Origin of the sequence: Rhodopseudomonas sp. P2A-2r (assembly GCF_026015985.1) — a bacterium.
GTDB lineage: Bacteria > Pseudomonadota > Alphaproteobacteria > Rhizobiales > Xanthobacteraceae > Tardiphaga.
In genome coordinates this window covers 890087-907576 of the sequence record NZ_CP110389.1, presented here as the reverse complement: position 1 = coordinate 907576, position 17490 = coordinate 890087, and the positions used below count along the sequence as shown (strand labels likewise).

The window sequence follows — 17490 nt, the reverse complement described above, 5'->3', positions numbered from 1 at the left end:
GCATTGCTGCGGCCAAACAGACCGTGGAACGCTCCCGCAATGAAGGCCCTTTCCCGTCACAGACATCTCGCGACATGGGCGGTTGCGGCTGCCGTGATGGCGCACCCACTCGCCGCGCGCGGCGCTGACGGTCCCGTCAGCACCACCGCGCCGGGCAGCGCCATGGTGGTGGTCGCCAAGGCCACCAATGCCTGCTTTTCCGACATGGTGCGGGTCACCGGCTTCATCGTGCCGCGGCGCGAAGCGCTGGTCGGGGTCGAGACCGAAGGCGCGAAGGTCACCGACGTGCTGGTCCGCGAGGGCGACATGGTCACCGAGAACCAGGAACTGGCGCGGCTGACGCCGTCGCCGCTGCCGGGGGTTCCCGCGCCCCCATCACCTTGCGCACGCCGGCCGCCGGCCTGATCACCCAGGTCGCCACCGCCGTCGGCGCGCCGGCATCGCCGCAGGCCGGACCGATGTTCCGCATCGCCATCAACAACGAGATCGAGCTGGACGCCGAAGTGCCCAGCATCCACATCCTCAAGCTCAATCCGGGCGCCACCGCGCGGATCAGCCGCGACGGCCAGCCCGACCTGTTCGGCAAGGTGCGGCTGGTGTCGCCGCAGATCGATCGCGTCACCCAGCTCGGCCACGTCCGGCTGTCGCTGGCGCCCAATCCCGCGCTCAGGATCGGCATGTTCGCGCGCGCCAATATCGACGCCAAGCGCAGTTGCGGCATCGCCGTGCCGCGCTCGGCCGTCGACCACCTGACGGTGCAGGTGGTGAAGGACAACACGGTCGAGACCCGCAAGGTCAAGGTCGGGCTGACCTCGGACACCTCCACCGAGATCCTCGAAGGCATCGAGGCCGGCGAGGTGGTGGTCGCCGACGCCGGCTCGTCGCTGCATGACGGCGACAAGATCAAGACCATGTTCGCCGAAGAGCTGGACCGATCGAGAGTACGGTAATGTCCCTGAATATCTCCGCCTGGTCGATCCGCCATCCGCTGCCGTCGATCGTATTCTCGATCATCCTGCTGGCGCTCGGCTGGATCAGCTTCACCAAGCTGGCGGTGACCCGGCTCCCCAACGCCGACATCCCGGTGATCTCGGTCGCCGTCTCGCAGTTCGGCGCGGCGCCGGCGGAGCTCGAGGCGCAGGTCACCAAGACCATCGAGGACGGCGTGTCCGGCGTCGAGGGCGTCAGGCATATCTCGTCCTCGATCACCGACGGCCTGTCGCTGACCACCATCCAGTTCGCGCTGGAGACCAACACCGATCGCGCGCTCAACGACGTCAAGGACGCCATCACCCGCGTCCGCGCCAACCTGCCGCAGAATGTCAACGAACCGCTGATCCAGCGCGTCGACGTGATCGGCCTGCCGATCGTCACCTATGCCGCGATCTCGCCGGGTAAGACGCCCGAGCAACTGTCATGGTTCGTCGATGACGTGGTGAAACGCGCGCTGCAGGGCGTCCGCAACGTCGCCCAGGTCGAGCGCATCGGCGGCGTCGAGCGCGAGATCCTGGTGTCGCTGGACACCGACCGGCTCCAGGCGGCCGGCCTCACCGCGGTGGACGTCTCGCGGCGGCTGCGCGGCACCAATGTCGACCTCGCCGGCGGCCGCGCCGAGATCGGCAAGAACGACCAGGCGATCCGCACATTGGCCGGCGCCAAGACGCTGAACGAACTCGCCGGCACCATGATCAGCCTGCCGGCCGGCGGCGAAGTGCGGCTCGACGACCTCGGCACCGTCACCGACACCGTCGCCGACCGCCGCACCTTCGCGCGCTTCAACGGCGAGCCGGTGGTGGCGCTGGGCATCAAGCGCTCCAAGGGCGCCTCCGACGTGGTGGTCGCCGCCGCCGTGCAGAAGCGCATCGAGGCGCTGAAGGCCACCTATCCTGACGTCGATCTCAAGCTGATCGACACCTCGGTGGATTTTACCAAGGGCAACTACGAAGCCGCGATCTCCACTCTGTTCGAGGGCGCTATCCTGGCTGTCATCGTGGTGTTCGTGTTCCTGCGCGACTTCCGCGCCACGGTGATCGCCGCGATCTCGCTGCCGCTGTCGATCTTCCCGGCGTTCTGGGCCATGGACCTGCTCGGCTTCTCGCTGAACCTCGTGAGCTTCCTGGCCATCACGCTGTCCACCGGCATTCTGGTCGACGACGCCATCGTCGAGATCGAGAACATCGTGCGCCACATGCGGATGGGCAAGTCGCCCTACCGCGCGGCGCTGGAGGCCGCCGACGAGATCGGCCTCGCGGTGATCGCCATCTCGCTCACCATCATCGCGATCTTCGCGCCGGCCAGCTTCATGTCGGGGATCGCCGGACAATTCTTCAAGCAGTTCGGCATCACCGTATCGGTGCAGGTGTTCTTCTCGCTGCTGGCGGCGCGCTTCGTGACGCCGGTGCTGGCCGCCTATTTCCTCAAGGATCATCCGCACGACGATCCGCCGCCCGGCCGCGTGCTGCAGACCTACACCAGGCTCGTCACATGGTCGGTCAAGCACTACTACATGACCGTGCTGGTGGGGCTCGGAATCTTCGCGCTGTCGATCTGGAGCATCCAGCTGCTGCCGCAGGGCTTCCTGCCGGCGCAGGACACCGCGCGCTCGCTGCTGGCGATGGAGCTGCCGCCGGGCTCGCAGCTCGCCTTCACCGAAAAGGTCACCGAGGAGATCACCGCCCGCCTGCGCAAGCGGCCCGAGGTCGTGAGCGTGTTCGTCGATGGCGGCCGTGTGCCGCCGGGCCTGCAGGAGGTGCGGCGCGCGGCGCTGATCATCAACTACACGCCGAAGAGCGCGCGCGACAGCGCCCACACCCAGCGCGAACTCGAGCTCGACATCGGCAAGGAACTCGAGAATGTGCCTGATATCCGCTACTGGTTCCTCGACGAAAATGGCCTGCGCGCCATCTCGCTGGTGGTGACCGGTACCGACAGCAACATCGTCGGCAACGTCGCCAATGAGCTGGCGACGCAGATGAAGCGGATTCCGCTGATCGCCAATGTGATCTCGGAGACCTCGCTGGACCGGCCGGAACTGCGCATCCAGCCACGCGCCGATCTTGCGGCGCGGCTCGGCGTCTCCACCGAAGGCCTGTCGGAAACCATCCGCGTCGCCACCATCGGCGACGTCGGCCCGGCACTGGCGAAATTCGATGCCGGCGACCGGCTGGTCCCGATCCGCGTGCAACTGGAAGACAGCGCCCGCGCCGACCTCTCGGTGCTGGAGCAGCTGCGCGTGCCGCTCGGCGGCGGCCGTGGCGGCGTGCCGCTGTCTGTTGTGGCCGACATCAAGCTCGACCAGGGACCGACCAGCATCAACCGCTACGACCGCGAGCGTCAGGCCACCGTGGCCGCGGATCTGGTCGGCACCGCCGCGCTCGGCGATGCCATGAAGAAGATCTACGACCTGCCGGTCATGAAGAGCCTGCCGAAGAACGTCAGCGTCAAGCAGTCCGGCGACGCCGAGAGCCTCAACGAACTGTCCGACGGTTTTGCGACGGCGATCTCTGCCGGGCTGATGATGGTCTATGCGGTACTGGTGCTGTTGTTCGGCACCTTCCTGCAGCCGGTCACCATCCTGTTCTCGCTGCCGCTGTCCATCGGCGGCGCCATCATGGCGCTGCTGGTGACCGGCAAGCAGCTCACCACCCCGGTCTGGATCGGCATATTGATGCTGATGGGCATCGTCACCAAGAACGCCATCATGCTGGTGGAGTTCGCCATCGAGGCGATCCGCGACGGCAAGAGCCGCGAGGTGGCGATGATCGACGCCGGCATGAAGCGGGCGCGGCCGATCGTCATGACCACCATCGCCATGGCCGCCGGCATGATGCCTTCGGCGCTGGCCTTCGGCGCCGGCGGCGAATTCCGCTCGCCGATGGCGCTCGCCATCATCGGCGGTCTGATCTTCTCTACGGCCCTGTCGCTGCTGTTCGTGCCGGCGATGTTCATGATGATGGACGATGTCGGCCAGCTGTCATGGCGCTGGGGCAAGAAGCTCCTGATCTCCACCGGCGACAATGAGCCCGGCGACATCAAGCCGCCGGCGGAGGTGCAGAAATAAGCCTCGTTTCCCGGACGCGATGCGGCTTCTTCACTCTCCCCGCCTAGCGAAGCTGCGCTTCGCCGGACGGGGCGAGGGAAGAAGGCAGTGCGCTACTCGTTCCGCGCGACCTTGGTCAGTCCGTTCAGGTTGAGCAACAAAATCCGACCGCGTTGCAGGTCGAGAATCCCGTCCTTGCGCCAGGCCTGCAGTTGCCGGTTGACGCTCTCGCGCGCGGCACCGACGAACACGCCGAGTTGTTCCTGCGAGATGTGCACTTCCGAGCCGAAGTCGGAGGCCAGTGCGCACAGCCGCCGCGCCAGCCGCACCGGCAGCGGCTGCAGCACCGATTCCTCCATCCGCTCGCTCATCCAGCGGATGCGCTGGCACAGCAGTTCGATCAACTTCAGCGCCACCCGGGGCTCGCGCTCCAGATGCTCGAGGAAATCCTCCCGTCGCAGCACGAACAATTCGGTGGGCTCGGCGGCGGTGGCGTCGGCGGTGCGCGTCCGGCCATCCAGCACCGCGACCTCGCCGAACATGTCGCCGGGACCCTGGAAGTTCAGCGTCAGCCGCGAACCGTCGGAGGCGCCGGTCTCGATGCGGATCTGGCCGCGGCGCACACCATACAGCGCATCGCCGCTGTCGCCCTTCTGGAACAGCATTTCGCCGGTCTTGAGCTGCTGGGTGTGGCAGAGCCCGGAAATGCGCTGCAGTTCCTCGGCGCCGAGATCGGCGAACATCGGATTCATCTTCAGGATGACGGCGAATTCGGCCTGGCTGCTCACTGCAACATATCCCGCATGCTCGATCCCCGGATGCAGTCGCAACCGGTGTCCATTCTTTGCCTGAACGTCAATGACGGCTGACGGCACGCAAGATAAGGGGCCGGACCCGATATGGCCAGTCTGTCACAAGCCGCATCACTTTCCAGCCATTTCAGCGATGTCTGCTGACGCCGCCCGGCGTCGCGTGCGGCGCGACGTCGCTACAGCCCGATTGCCAATGCGATGATCGCTCTGGATTTCATTGTCTTCAAAAGCCCAACAACCCGGCAAAAATCGGAACCAGAAAAAGGCCGCGAGCCCGCACGCGCCTCCGACCACGATCTTCATTCGGCGCCCGGGGATCTTCGTATCGAGCCAGGTGAGTGCGCTGAGCGCAAGCGCACTGAGCCAGCGCCATATCACGACGCGAACTATTGCGAGCAGAACATCTCCGAGCAAACCGGCCATGGTCTGTGGTCGCGTCACTCGCCGCCTGGGTTCATCCGCCCCTCGTGCGTCGAGCCCGCTCTGCAAAATGGTGATGCCCTGCAGGATTGGCCGCTTGGCTCGCCTGCCTGGCTTCACTAGAGTCGGACTGCGGCCATGCCGCGCCATTGATTGATTGTTTTGAACAACGGAATTGCCATGTCGATCAGCCCGTTCCCCGCGCATCGCCTGTTTCCGAAGCTGGCGGCGCTGCTGTTCGCAACCGGCCTGTACGGCGTGGCGGAGCCAGGCTTTGCTGCCGACGAGGTGGCGCCGAGGGGCGCCGCGGTCACCGTGCTGAAGGCGGAGAAATCCTGCTTCGCTGATATCGTCGAGGTGGCAGGCATCCTGGTTCCCAAGGAGGAAATCGCGATCCGGCCTGACCGGCCCGGGCTGAAGGTGGCCGAGGTGCTGGTCGATGCCGGCGAGACCGTGACCGCCGGCCAAGCCCTGGCGCGTCTGACCGCGCCGGACGGCGGCGCCGTGACGGTGCAGGCGTCCGTCGCGGGACTGGTCAGTGCGTCATCCGCGGTCGCCGGCACCATCGCGTCGGGCAAGGGCGAGGCGCTGTTCAGCATCATCCCGCGCAGCGAATTCGAAATGGTCGGCCAGGTGCCGACCAGCGACCTCGCCAAGCTGAGGGCGGACCAGAGCGCGAAGATCAAGATCATCGGCGTCGGCGAACTCGACGGCAAGGTGCGCCGGGTAGCCTCCACGGTGGAACCCAACAGCCAGCTCGGCCAGGTGTTCGTGACCATCACCTCGACGCGCCGGCTGATGGCCAATTCCTACGCCCGCGCCCTGATCAAGACTGGCGAGAGCTGCGGCGTCTCGGTGCCGCTGACGGCGATCCTGTACGGCGGCGCCGGCACCGTGGTTCAGGTAGTCCGGCGGCAGCGCGTCGAGACGCGGCGGGTCGAGGTCGGGCTGATGTCCGGCGGCCGGGTCGAAGTCCGCGAGGGCCTGGCCGAGGGCGACATCGTGGTGGCCCGCGCCGGCGCCATGCTGCGTGAGGGCGATCCGGTCCGCCCGGTCACCGCCAGCGCGGAGCCGAAATAGTCTTCCCGGATTGCCCAAACGCCCGTGGCTCTCCTCCAGAGTGGGATTCATCTCCATAGAATCGTGTCCCGGACGCAGCGCAATGCGCCTCCGTCAGGAGGCGTAGTGTGCTGCAGATCCGGGACCGCACAAACGATACCGCCTGAAACGGTCCCGGATCTGCGGAGCGGCATAGCGGCGATGCAAGGGCATCGCCTGAGAATGCCGCACCGCGTCCGGGACAAGATTGAAATACTTCAGCCTTGATGGATCAGACTCTAGGTCACCGGGCCGGGATTGAACAATGTCAGGTCGTTGAAGATACCCCAGCGATCGGACCAGGGTTTGACCCGGCCGCTGGCGACTTCGAGGATCAGTTCGAACAGCGCCTGCCCGGTCTCCTCGATGGTCTTCTCGCCGGTGGCGATGCCGCCCGCGTCGAAATCGATGAGGTCGGACCAGCGCTTGGCCAGTTCGGTGCGGGTCGACACCTTGATGACCGGTGCGGCGGCAAGGCCATAGGGCGTGCCGCGACCGGTGGTGAAGATCTGCATGGTCATGCCGGAGGCCAGCTGCAGCGTGCCGCAGATGAAATCGCTGGCCGGGGTGGCGGCGAAGATCATGCCCTTGTCGCGCACGCGCTCGCCCGGCGACAGCACGCCGGTGATGGCGCTGGTGCCGGACTTCATGATCGAGCCGAGCGCTTTCTCGACGATGTTGTTGAGCCCGCCCTTCTTGTTGCCCGGCGTGGTGTTGGCACTGCGGTCGGCGCCGCCCTGGTCGAGATAGTTGTCGTACCAGGCCATCTCGCGGATCAGCGCCTGCGCGACCTCTTTCGTCGCCGCGCGCGGCGTCAGCAGATGGATGGCGTCACGCACTTCGGTAACTTCCGAGAACATCACCGTGGCACCGGCGCGCACCAAGAGGTCGGCGGCGTAACCGACCGCCGGATTGGCGGTGACGCCGGAGAACGCATCGCTGCCGCCGCATTGCAAGCCGATCACCAGATCGGACGCCGGGCAGGTCTCGCGACGCCGCTCGTTCAGGATCTTCAGCCGGGCGTCGGCCATTGCGACGATGCCGTCGACGATGGCACGAAAACCTTCAAAGGCCTCATCCTGCATGCGCACGATGTTGCTGCCGGTGCCTTCCGGCACCAGCCGCTCCGGCACCAGCTTCTCGCAGCCGAGGCCGACCACCATGGCCTCGCCGCCGAAATTGGGATTCTTCGCCAGGTTCTGCAGGGTGCGGATCGGCACCGCGGCGCCCGGCGCATTGATGGCGACGCCGCAGCCGTAATTATGCGTCAGCGCCACCACGCCATCGACATTGGGATAGCGCGGCAGCAGCTCCTCACGAATGCGCTTGAGGGCGAATTCCACCGTGCCGGCCACGCATTGCACACTGGCCGAGATCGCCAGCATGTTCTTGGTGCCGACCGAGCCGTCGGGATTGCGGTAGCCTTCGAACGTGTAGCCTTCGAGCGCCGGCTGCCTGGCGGGGATCGCATTGGCCAGCGGCAGGTCGTCGAGCGCCGGCGGCGTCGGCATCGCCATCAGCGCTTCCGACACCCACGCGCCCGCGGCGATCGGCTGCTCGGCCGTGCCGATGATCTCGTTATAGCGGCGGATCGGCTCGCCCGACGCGATATCGACCAGCGCCACCTTGTGGCCCTGCGGCACGAAATCCGTCAGCGTCAGCCCGCAGGGAAACACCGTTCCCGCCGGCAGGCCGAAATCGTTGACGACGATGGCGACGTTGTCGGCCGGTTGCAGGCGGATATAGCGCGGCGCGTACAGGCTCGCCGGTGTCGTTGCCGCAACCACATTCATCGTCGCCTCCGCTTTCAGTCTTGTTGTGCGGCGATGCTAGTGATCGACGGCGCCCCCGGCAAGGTCGGCCCTCCCTAGGGCTGGCCGAGGCCGGTCAGGACTTCGTCGATCGAAGCCAGGAACTGATCGGCATTCTCCCGCGAAAAGACCAGCGGCGGGCGGATCTTCAGCACATTGGCATGCGGGCCGGCGGCGCTGATCAGGATGCGCTTCTCCCTGAGGCCGTTGACCAGTTTCGCTGTCGCCGCCGTGGCAGGATTTTTGGTGGCGCGATCGGTCACCAGTTCGACGCCGACGAACAGGCCGGCGCCCCTGATATCGCCGATGATCTCGTGCATGTTGGCAAGCCCGCGCAGCCCGTCACGCAGATAGGCGCCGACGTCGCGGGCGTTGTCGATCAGCGATTCGTTTTCGATGACGTCGAGCACCGCCATGCCCACCGCGCAGGACACCGGATTGCCGCCGAAGGTGTTGAAGTAGCGCGTGCGCTTGCCGAAGCTGTCGAGAATCTCCGGCCGCGCCACCATGGCCGCCATCGGATGGCCGTTGCCCATGGGTTTTCCCATGGTGACGATGTCAGGCACGATGCCGTGGCGCGCAAAGCCCCACATGCCCGCCCCGGTGCGGCCGAAGCCGGGCTGCACCTCGTCGGCGATCATCAGCCCGCCGGCCTCGCGGATCGCCGCAGCCGCCGGCGCGAGGAAGCCCGCGGGATCGGCGAACACGCCGTCGCTGGAAAAGATCGTGTCGACCAGCAGCGCCGCCGGCTTGATGCCATGGGCTTTCATGTCGGCGATGGCCGCGCGGACATGGCTGGCGAAGACCTCGCCGACGTCGCCACTCCCGCGATAGGCATCCGGCGCCGGCACGGTGCGCACATGCGGCGCAAGCTTGATCCCGTCGCCCAGCGACGGCGACATTTCCGAAATCGCGATGGTGACGCCGTGATAGGCCAGTTCAGTGACGATCACGCCGGTGCCACCCGTAAAAGCCTTTGCGGCGCGATAAGCGAGATCGTTGGCCTCACTGCCGGTGCAGGTGAACATCACATGCGCCAGTTCCTGCGGCAACAGCGCCAGCAGCCGCTCGGCATAGTCGAGGATGCCGTCGGTGAGATAGCGCGTATGGGTGTTGAGCGTCGCCGCCTGCTTGCTGAGCGCCGCCACCACATGGGGATGGCAATGGCCGACCGAGGCGACATTGTTGTAGACGTCGAGATAGGCGCTGCCGTCGGCATCGTAGAGCCAGACGCCCTCGCCGCGGACCAGATGCACCGGATGGGCGTAGAACAGCCGATAGGCCGGGCCCAGCAGGCGCTCGCGCCGTTCGATCAAAGCGCGGTCGCGCTCGGAAATGCCGGTCGCCGCAGCGGCGTCGAATGCGTTGATCATGCTCATCGGTTCATCTCGCTTCGATCTGGCCGCGCAGCCACAGGATAGCATCGGCACGGGACATCTCCTGCAGCCGTTGCAGCCCGTTCCATGCGGTGGCCTGGTTGCGCAGGATATAGTCGGCATTGTCGGGATGGCGCGCGGCGCGCCACGAACTCACCGCGATGGTCAGCGCCAGCCGCGCGGCGATCATGTCCGGCAGCAGTTCGATCTCTTCCGGCCGTAACGGACAGAGCGCGTGAAAACTTGCCGCCATGTCGGCCGCGCCCTGCAACGGATGTCCACCGGCGCCGATCTGGTACGCCGCGGCCACAGCGAGATCCTGCACGAGGGGTGACCGCACCACGTCGCCGAAATCGATCACGCCGGAAATCACGTCGTCTGCGATCGCATCGGCCAGCACATTGTGCGGATTGAAGTCGTTATGAATCACCTGCGCGCGCAGCGCGGGCAGCCTCGGCGTGACGTGTTCGTCGAAACGGTCGAGCGCGGCTTCGGCCAGCGCCCGCTTCTGCGCATGCGCGAGGTCGGCCAGCAATGCGCGGGCACGCGGCGCCCGCTTGATGTCCCACAAGAGATCGTGACCGTCGGCAGGATGGCGGAAATCCGCCAGCGCCAGATCGAGCCGCGCGAGGAAGGCGCCGAGGTGATGACGTTGCGCGGTACTGGCTGCAGCCTGATGCAGCGGGCGGCCGGCCAGGTAGGTCAGGCAACGCACCCGGCGCGCCGGCTGGCCGTCCGCCGCCCAGACAAATTCAAGCTCTTCATGATCCAGCGGACGCACCAGTCGCGGCACTGCCAGGTCGGGTGCGGCGGCCGCGACGTGCAGCAGCAGCCGGCTCTGCAGGTCGGTCACCTCCGGCGCTTCGGCGGGGTGGATGACCTTGAGGACGAAGTGCCGGTTGTCGCCATCGACCAGATGAAAGTTGCGGTCGCGCTCGCCGGTCAGCGGCATGGCGCGGACATCCAGTCCGAACGCGGTCCGCGCCAGTGCCTCGATCTCGTCGATGGCAGCCGGCGGCGAGGCTGTGTCGAGCAATTCGCCGAGCTGCAGCATCAGCGGAGCGCCGGATGGCGTCGAGTCCGTCGATCGTTCGGTAAATTCGCTGTTGGCAACAGTCACGCAAATCTCCGCTCGGCTCGTGTTTGAGCCGGTCTCGCCATCGGCAAGGCCGGCTCAAACGGATAGCTGCTTCACGTGGCCTGTGAAAGCCCCTACGCCGCCAGCGCCAGCTTGGCGCGGCTGGCGATGGCGTCGAGCACGATCTTTTCGACGGCCTTGCGACGCTCGCCGCTCAGCGGTGCGCGCGGCGCACGGACGTGTTCGGTGGAGTGGATGGCGATGGCTTCCGCCAGCTTGATGTTCTGCACCAGGAAAGTGGAGACATCGAGGTCGAGCAGCGGCCGGAACCAGCGATAGATCTCCAGCGCCTCGGCCTGCCGGCCGGCCTTGATCAGGCGATAGATCGCCACGGTTTCCGCCGGGAAGGCGCAGACCAGGCCGGCGACCCAGCCCACGGCGCCGACCGACAGCGCCTCGAAAGCAAGATTGTCGACGCCGGTCAGCACCGCATAGCGATCGCCGAGCCGATTGAAGATCTCGGTGGTGCGGCGGATGTCATCGGAGGATTCTTTCACGGCGACGAAGCGCGCGTCCGAAGCCAATTCTTCCATGATGTCCGGCGTGACGTCGACTCGGTAGGCCAGGCGGTTGGAATAGATCATCACCGGCAGGTCGCCGGCCTCGGCCACTGCGCGCAAGGTCGCCACCGTCTCCTTCGGATCGGTGTGATAGATCGGGCTCGGCACCACCATCAGCCCGCTGGCGCCGGCCTGCGCCGCCTTGCGCGCCATGGCGCAGGCCTCGCGGGTTCCGGCTTCGGAGATGGTCATCAGCGTCGGCTTGCCCTTCGTCACCGACTGCGCGGTCTTCAGCACGGCAATGCGCTCGTCCTGCGACAGCATCGGGCCTTCGCCGAGCGAGCCGCAAACAATGATGCCGTCACAGCCGGCGGCCATCTGCAGCGCAAAGCAGCGCTCCATCTCGGCATGATCGAGCGCGCCGTCGGCGGTGAACTTGGTGGTGACTGCGGGGAGAACGCCGGTCCACATGATGCTGGTAGTCCTTCTTGGTGTGTCAGGATGCGGGTGGGTGAACGCAGAAGTCGTGTCAGTCGGCGCGAGCGGCCTGCGGCGGCTCGGCGAAGGCCGGCAACGGCCGTTCATCCTCGACCGCGGGCGGCGCGGCGCGCTGCGCGCGACGCCGGCGCCAGGCCAGATACTCGCCGACAAAGCCGAGCCGGAAGAACGAGACGCAGACGATGAAGATGAGGCCGGTGACCACGGTGACGAGGTCGCCGATGGTGGCGAGATAATTCTGCAGGCCGACGACGAGGGCGGCGCCGACCAGCGGTCCGAACATGGTGCCAAGCCCGCCCAGCAGCGTCATCAGCACCACCTCGGTGGAGGTGTGCAGCGACACGTCGTTGAGCGATACCAGCTGAAACACCAGCGCCTTCATGGCGCCGGCATAGCCGGCGACCGCGGCGGACAGCACGAAGGCGGCGAGCCGGAAGCGATCGGTGTCGTAGCCGAGCGAGGTGGCACGCGGCTCATTCTCGCGCACCGCTTGCAGGATCTGGCCGAACGGCGAATGCACCACGCGATAGACGAACAGGAAGCCGATCGAGAACAGCACCAGCGTCACATAATACATCGTGGTGTCGGAGCTGAGGTCGAGGCCGAGCAGGTTACCGCGCGGGATGCCCTGCAGCCCGTCCTCGCCGCCGGTCCAGCGAAATTGCACCGCCAGGAAGTAGACGATCTGCGACAACGCCAGCGTAATCATGGCGAAGTAGATGCCGCGACGACGCACTGCGAGGCCGCCGATCACCAGCCCGACGAAAGCCGCCGCCAGCACGCCGGCCGTGAACGCCGTCACCATGCCGAGGGGATGGCTGCCGAAGCGGATCATCAGCGCGCCGGTCACGTAGCCGGCGCTGCCGAGAAACGCCGCATGGGCGAATGATACGAGGCCCGTGAAGCCGAGCAGCAGGTTGAAGGCGCAGGCGAACAGGCCATAGCACATCACCTTCATGACGAAGATCGGATAGATGACGCCGGGCACGAACGGCACCACCAGCGCCGCAACGACCAGAAGGCAGAAGATTTTCAACGTGCTGGTCATGGCCTCAAACTTCCCGTCCGAACAGGCCGGCCGGACGCACCAGCAACACCAGCGCCATGATGACGAACACGATCACCGTCGAGGCCTCCGGATAAAACACCTTGGTCAGCCCCTCGATCAGGCCGAGCGCAAGGCCGGTGATCATCGAGCCGAGGATCGAGCCGAGCCCGCCGATCACCACGACGGCGAACACGATGTTGAGCAGGTTGCCGCCCATCAGCGGGGTGATCTGCATGATCGGCGCCGCCAGCACGCCGGCGATGCCGGCCAGCGCCACGCCGAAACCATAGGTGAGCGTGATCATGACCGGCACATTGATGCCGAAGGATTGCAGCAGGCGCGGGTTCTCGGTGCCGGCGCGCAGATAGGCGCCGAGCTTGGTGCGCTCGAACAGATACCAGGTACCAAAGCAGATCAGCAGCGATGCCGCGACCACGAAGATGCGGTATTTCGGCAGCAGCATGAAGCCGACGTCGAACGGCCCCTGCAGCAGTTCCGGTGGCTCGTAGCCCTGGCCGGACACGCCGAAGGCATGGCGGAAGACACCTTCCAGCACCAGCGCCACGCCAAAGGTCAGCAACAACCCGTAGAGATGATCGAGCTTGTAGAGCCGGCGCAGCAACAGCCGTTCGATCGCCATGCCCATCACCGCGACCAGCAGCGGCACCAGCACCAGCGCGACCCAGAAATTGATCTGGAAATCCGGATATCCGAGCCAAGGCCCGACCTGGGTCAGCCCGATCCAGGCCAGGAACGCCGCCACCATGAACTGCGCGCCATGGGTGAAATTGATAATGTTGAGCAGGCCGAAGATGATCGCCAGCCCCATGCTCAGCATCGCATAGAAGCAGCCGCCGATCAGCCCGATGGTGAGCTGCGCCATGAAGGCCTGCAGGGAAATGGTCATTGGCGTGTCATCCGTGGTGGCTTCAGTAAATCGCCGAAATCTTGTCCCGGACGCGGTGCGGCATTCTCAGGCGATGCACTTGCATCGCCGATATGCCGCTCCGCAGATCCGGGACCGTATCGAGTACCGCAGCTCGGTACGGTCCCGGATCTGCAGTGCACTACGCGCCCGATGATGCTTCGCATCACCGGGACGCCCACTGCACTGCGTCCGGGACAGGTACCCAGCCTCACGCATCACGCCTCAGCTCTTGTTCAGCGGGCAGAGTTCGCTCGGCTTCGGAAACACGTCCTCGCCCTTGAGCACGGCCTTGACGTTGTAGAAGTCCCAGTCGCGCTTGGATCTCGGCGGGCTTCTTGACCTGCAGCAGCAGCATGTCGTGGACCAGCGCGCCGTCGGCACGCAGGTGGCCGTTGCGGATCGCCGCGTCGTCGATGGTCATGGTACGCAGCTTGGCCATCACGGCCATCGCCTCGTCGGTGCCGGCGCCTTCGATGGCCTTGAGGTAGCTCAGCGTCGCCGAATACACCGCCGCCTGCGACGCGCTGGGCATGCGGTTCATCTTGGCGAAGTACTTTTCGGCGAAGGCGCGCGAGCGGTCGTCGTAGTCCCAGTAGAACGCCTCGGTGAGGTACATACCCTGCGCCTTGGCAAGGCCGAGGCTCTTGACGTCGGTGATGTAGGCCAGCAGCGGCGCGATCACCTGCTTGTCGGTGCGGCCGATGCCGTATTCGGAAGCCTGCTTGATCGAATTGATGGTGTCGCTGCCGGCATTGGCCAGCGCGATGACCTGCGCGCCGCTGTCCTGCGCCTTCAGCATGAACGACGAGAAGTCGCCGCCCGGGAACGGATGACGCGAGGTGCCCAGCACCTTGCCGCCGTCGGCCTCGACCACCGCCGCCGCATCCTTCTCCAGCGAATGACCAAAGGTGTAGTCGGCCGTGACGAAATACCAGCTCTTCTTGCCTTCCTTGAGCAGCGCCTTGGCGGTGCCGGCGGCCAGCGTATAGGTGTTGACCATCCACTGCGCGTTGACCGGCGAGCACTTGTCGGTGATCGCAGCCATCGCCACGCCGGCGGACAGCATGGTGACGCGGTTCTTCTGCTTGGCGATCTCCATCACCGCCAGCGCGGTCGAGGACGTCGGGAAATCGGCGATCATGTCGACCTTGCCCTGATCGAACCATTCGCGGGCGAGGTTGGCTGCGATGTCCGGCTTGTTCTGGTGATCGGCTGCAACCAGTTCGATCGGCGCGCCGAGCACCTTGCCGCCCATCTCGTCGATGGCGATCTGCGCCGCGACAGCGGAGCCCTTGCCGGTGAAGTCCGAATAGATGCCGGAGAGATCGTTGAGGATGCCGATCTTCACGACATTGTCGCTGACCTTGTCGGCGGCCAGGGAAGGCGAGGCTGCCAGCGCGGCGAGCGACAATCCGAGTGCACCGGCAATCAAACGCGTCTGCATTAGTCCCGTCTCCTGTTTCATGATTAGACCCCGAGTAGCCTGTTGACCTGATCCTCGCGGGCATCGACCTCGTCGGCCGCGATTTCGGCAGCGATCTGGCCGTGCTCCACCACGTAGTGGCGGTCGGCAAGGTGGCGCGCGAAATGGAAGTTCTGCTCGACCAGCAAAATCGTGAACCCCTGGCTCTTCAGCAGCGCGATCGCGCGTCCGAGCGCCTCGACGATGACCGGCGCGAGGCCCTCGGTGATTTCATCGAGCAGCAGGATGCGCGCACCGGTGGTCAGGATGCGGCCCATGGCCAGCATCTGCTGTTCGCCGCCGGACAGGCTGCCGCCGTAGCTATCCGCGCGCTCCGCCAGATTGGGAAACATCGTCAGCACGTCGGCGAGTGGCAGGCCGCCGGGACCGAGCCGCGGCAGCAGCGTGAGGTTTTCATGGGTGGTCAGGGTCTTGTAGATGCCGCGCTCTTCCGGGCAGTAGCCGAGCCCGAGCCGCCCAACGCGATGCGGCGGCAGGCGGATGGCCTCGGTGCCGTTCACCAGCACCGAGCCGGCGCGCCGGTCGGTAAGGCCGAGGATGGCCTTCAGCGTGGTGGTGCGGCCGGCGCCGTTGCGGCCGAGCAGCGTGACGCACTCGCCTTCATGGACCTTGATGTCGATGCCGTGCAGCACATGGGATTCGCCGTACCAGGCCTGCAGGCCGCGGGTTTCCAGAACGACTGGCGTGTCACGCATGTCCGCCTCCGAGATAGGCGGCCTTGACGGCGGGATCGTTGGAGACCTGCGCGTAAGGTCCTTCGGCTAGGATCTCGCCGCGCTGCAGGACGGTGATGGTGTCGCTGATGTCGGCAACCACGGACATGTTGTGCTCGACCATCAGAATGGTGCGGCCGGCGGAAATGCGCTTGATCAGCCGCTTGATGCGGTCGACGTCGTCGATGGCCATGCCCTGGGTCGGTTCGTCGAGCAGCAGGAACGGCGGGTCGAGCGCCAGAGTAGTGGCGATTTCCAGGGTGCGCTTGCGGCCGTAGGACAGGTCGGCGGCATTGCTCGCCGCGGCGTCGGCGAGGCCGACGTCGGCGAGCAGCGCCATGGCGCCGGCGTCGAGTTCATCGAGCGAGCGCGATGATTTCCAGAAGTGGTATTGCGTGCCGAGCTTGCGCTGGAGCGCGACCCGGACGTTATCCTTCACCGTCAGATGCGGAAACGTCGCCGAGATCTGAAACGAACGGACCAGCCCGCGGCGCGCCGTGGCGGCCGGGGATTCGGCGGTGATGTCGACGCCCTCGAACAGGATCGAGCCGGCGGTCGGCTTGTGGAATTTGGTCAGCAGATTGAAAAAGGTGGTCTTGCCCGCGCCGTTGGGGCCGATCAGGGCGTGGATGCTGTGGCGGCGGACGTTGAGGTCGACGTTGCGGACGGCCGTGAAGCCGCCAAACGTCTTGGTCAGTCCCGACGTCTGTAAAGCAAACTCCGACAAATGCCGCCCCTCGCTCCCTGGTCGTCGTATATTGTATATAATATGTGACGAGTCAATTGCGCGCCCTGCCACAACTTGGTGCAAGCTGCCCGAATTTCAGCACCGGTTTGCCGCAACACCGTCGCAACGGATTCAGGCGGCCAGCGACTTGCGATAGATCTCGATCAGCGAGTGGCCGGCGTGCTCGATATGGCTGCGCAACAGGTTGGCCGCGGAGACGATCTCGCCGGCTTCGCACAGGTCGAGGATCTGGCTGTGCTCGGTATCGGCGCGCGCGACATCGCCGGACACCGACAACTGCAGCCGCGTCGGGCGATCGCAATCCTGCAGCAGGCTTGCGACAATGCCCATCGATCGCGGCCGGCCGGCGTGGCGCAACAGGCCCATGTGGAAGCGCCGGTTCAGCTCGCCCCATTGCTGCACAAGCCCTGATTTAAGGGCGATGCTGTATTCCTGCTTGAGGCCGTGCAGCTCTTTGTAGTCGTCCTTGGTGAAGTGATGCGCCGACAGGATCAGCAGCGACGGCTCGAGCTGCACGCGCAGCTGGAAGATGTCCTCGATCTCCTCGAGCGACAGGCCGGACACCACAGCGCCGCGATGCGGCACGATCTTGACCAGGCCGCTGGCCTCGAGTTGCAGCAGCGCCTCGCGCACCGGGATGCGGCTGATGCCGAATTCGCTGGCCAGCGCATCCTGGCGCAGCTGCGCCCCGGCCGCGAATTCGCCGGCCAGGATCCGTTGCCGCAACGCATCAGCCACCGCCGCCGCCACGGTCTTGTGACGGATGCTCTTGCGGGCCTCGGCGGCAGGCTGGTCAACGGACATGAACGGAACTCGATTCCCGGAAAAGCCGGGTCAATCCGTATATTGTATAACAAATGATCGGAGGGCTTAGCAAT

General features: G+C 65.8%; 13 protein-coding genes and 2 pseudogenes. 3 read left to right on the top strand and 12 right to left on the bottom strand.

The annotated features are described in order from the left end of the window. The first annotated feature begins 96 nt into the window (after positions 1-96). A pseudogene (locus tag ONR75_RS04215) lies at positions 97-950 on the top strand (efflux RND transporter periplasmic adaptor subunit). Continuing rightward, on the top strand, positions 950-4060 hold the full coding sequence (locus tag ONR75_RS04210) for an efflux RND transporter permease subunit (protein WP_265081518.1): 3111 nt from the start codon (positions 950-952) through the stop codon (positions 4058-4060). The pseudogene ONR75_RS04215 and the gene ONR75_RS04210 overlap by 1 nt, the downstream one beginning before the upstream one ends. Before the next feature lie 92 nt (positions 4061-4152). Here the strand turns inward: ONR75_RS04210 and ONR75_RS04205 are convergent, their stop codons facing one another. Together ONR75_RS04205 and ONR75_RS04200 are read right to left on the bottom strand one after the other, a co-directional pair. Further along, complete coding sequence (locus ONR75_RS04205; protein ID WP_265081517.1) at positions 4153-4827, bottom strand: Crp/Fnr family transcriptional regulator; 675 nt, start codon at positions 4825-4827, stop codon at positions 4153-4155. 135 nt (positions 4828-4962) lie between these two features. Then, the gene (locus ONR75_RS04200; RefSeq protein ID WP_265081516.1) at positions 4963-5274 is read right to left on the bottom strand and encodes a hypothetical protein; all 312 of its coding nucleotides are present in this window, start codon (positions 5272-5274) and stop codon (positions 4963-4965) included. A 177-nt stretch (positions 5275-5451) separates the two neighbouring features. Between ONR75_RS04200 and ONR75_RS04195 the strand changes: the two genes are divergently transcribed. Then, on the top strand, positions 5452-6351 hold the full coding sequence (locus tag ONR75_RS04195; RefSeq protein WP_265081515.1) for an efflux RND transporter periplasmic adaptor subunit: 900 nt from the start codon (positions 5452-5454) through the stop codon (positions 6349-6351). Between the two features lie 257 nt (positions 6352-6608). Here ONR75_RS04195 and garD read toward each other — a convergent pair whose 3' ends face one another. The 10 genes and pseudogenes from garD to ONR75_RS04145 all read right to left on the bottom strand — a co-directional run bounded on the left by garD (position 6609) and on the right by ONR75_RS04145 (position 17416). Then, on the bottom strand, positions 6609-8162 hold the full coding sequence (gene garD / locus ONR75_RS04190) for a galactarate dehydratase (protein ID WP_265081514.1): 1554 nt from the start codon (positions 8160-8162) through the stop codon (positions 6609-6611). Positions 8163-8236: 74 nt separating this feature from the next. Beyond that, entirely contained in the window at positions 8237-9559 is a 1323-nt protein-coding gene (locus tag ONR75_RS04185; protein ID WP_265081513.1) for an aspartate aminotransferase family protein, read from the bottom strand. 4 nt (positions 9560-9563) lie between these two features. Then, positions 9564-10676, bottom strand: a complete 1113-nt coding sequence (locus ONR75_RS04180; protein ID WP_265081512.1) for a phosphotransferase — start codon at positions 10674-10676, stop codon at positions 9564-9566. A gap of 92 nt (positions 10677-10768) precedes the next feature. Continuing rightward, a complete protein-coding gene (locus ONR75_RS04175) occupies positions 10769-11665 on the bottom strand; it encodes a dihydrodipicolinate synthase family protein (protein ID WP_265081511.1) in 897 nt (298 codons plus the stop codon). 58 nt (positions 11666-11723) lie between these two features. After that, the gene (locus tag ONR75_RS04170) at positions 11724-12740 is read right to left on the bottom strand and encodes a branched-chain amino acid ABC transporter permease (protein ID WP_265081510.1); all 1017 of its coding nucleotides are present in this window, start codon (positions 12738-12740) and stop codon (positions 11724-11726) included. Positions 12741-12744: 4 nt separating this feature from the next. Next, a complete protein-coding gene (locus ONR75_RS04165) occupies positions 12745-13647 on the bottom strand; it encodes a branched-chain amino acid ABC transporter permease (protein ID WP_265081509.1) in 903 nt (300 codons plus the stop codon). Between the two features lie 243 nt (positions 13648-13890). Further along, positions 13891-15112: pseudogene (locus ONR75_RS04160) on the bottom strand (ABC transporter substrate-binding protein). 23 nt (positions 15113-15135) lie between these two features. Beyond that, entirely contained in the window at positions 15136-15846 is a 711-nt protein-coding gene (locus tag ONR75_RS04155) for an ABC transporter ATP-binding protein (RefSeq protein WP_265081508.1), read from the bottom strand. Further along, positions 15839-16591, bottom strand: coding sequence for an ABC transporter ATP-binding protein (locus ONR75_RS04150; protein ID WP_265081507.1), 753 nt, complete (start codon positions 16589-16591; stop codon positions 15839-15841). The genes ONR75_RS04155 and ONR75_RS04150 overlap by 8 nt, the downstream gene beginning before the upstream one ends. 132 nt (positions 16592-16723) lie before the next feature. Then, complete coding sequence (locus ONR75_RS04145) at positions 16724-17416, bottom strand: GntR family transcriptional regulator (RefSeq protein WP_265081506.1); 693 nt, start codon at positions 17414-17416, stop codon at positions 16724-16726. Positions 17417-17490: the final 74 nt, after the last annotated feature.

What these genes read in the sequence shown, in the direction of transcription:
- ONR75_RS04210 (WP_265081518.1), top strand. Translation starts at nt 950, where the DNA reads ATGTCCCTGAATATCTCCGCCTGGTCGATCCGCCATCCGCTGCCGTCG.
- ONR75_RS04200 (WP_265081516.1), bottom strand. Translation starts at nt 5,274, where the DNA reads ATGGCCGGTTTGCTCGGAGATGTTCTGCTCGCAATAGTTCGCGTCGTG.
- ONR75_RS04195 (WP_265081515.1), top strand. Translation starts at nt 5,452, where the DNA reads ATGTCGATCAGCCCGTTCCCCGCGCATCGCCTGTTTCCGAAGCTGGCG.
- garD (WP_265081514.1), bottom strand. Translation starts at nt 8,162, where the DNA reads ATGAATGTGGTTGCGGCAACGACACCGGCGAGCCTGTACGCGCCGCGC.
- ONR75_RS04185 (WP_265081513.1), bottom strand. Translation starts at nt 9,559, where the DNA reads ATGAGCATGATCAACGCATTCGACGCCGCTGCGGCGACCGGCATTTCC.
- ONR75_RS04175 (WP_265081511.1), bottom strand. Translation starts at nt 11,665, where the DNA reads ATGTGGACCGGCGTTCTCCCCGCAGTCACCACCAAGTTCACCGCCGAC.
- ONR75_RS04170 (WP_265081510.1), bottom strand. Translation starts at nt 12,740, where the DNA reads ATGACCAGCACGTTGAAAATCTTCTGCCTTCTGGTCGTTGCGGCGCTG.
- ONR75_RS04165 (WP_265081509.1), bottom strand. Translation starts at nt 13,647, where the DNA reads ATGACCATTTCCCTGCAGGCCTTCATGGCGCAGCTCACCATCGGGCTG.
- ONR75_RS04155 (WP_265081508.1), bottom strand. Translation starts at nt 15,846, where the DNA reads ATGCGTGACACGCCAGTCGTTCTGGAAACCCGCGGCCTGCAGGCCTGG.
- ONR75_RS04145 (WP_265081506.1), bottom strand. Translation starts at nt 17,416, where the DNA reads ATGTCCGTTGACCAGCCTGCCGCCGAGGCCCGCAAGAGCATCCGTCAC.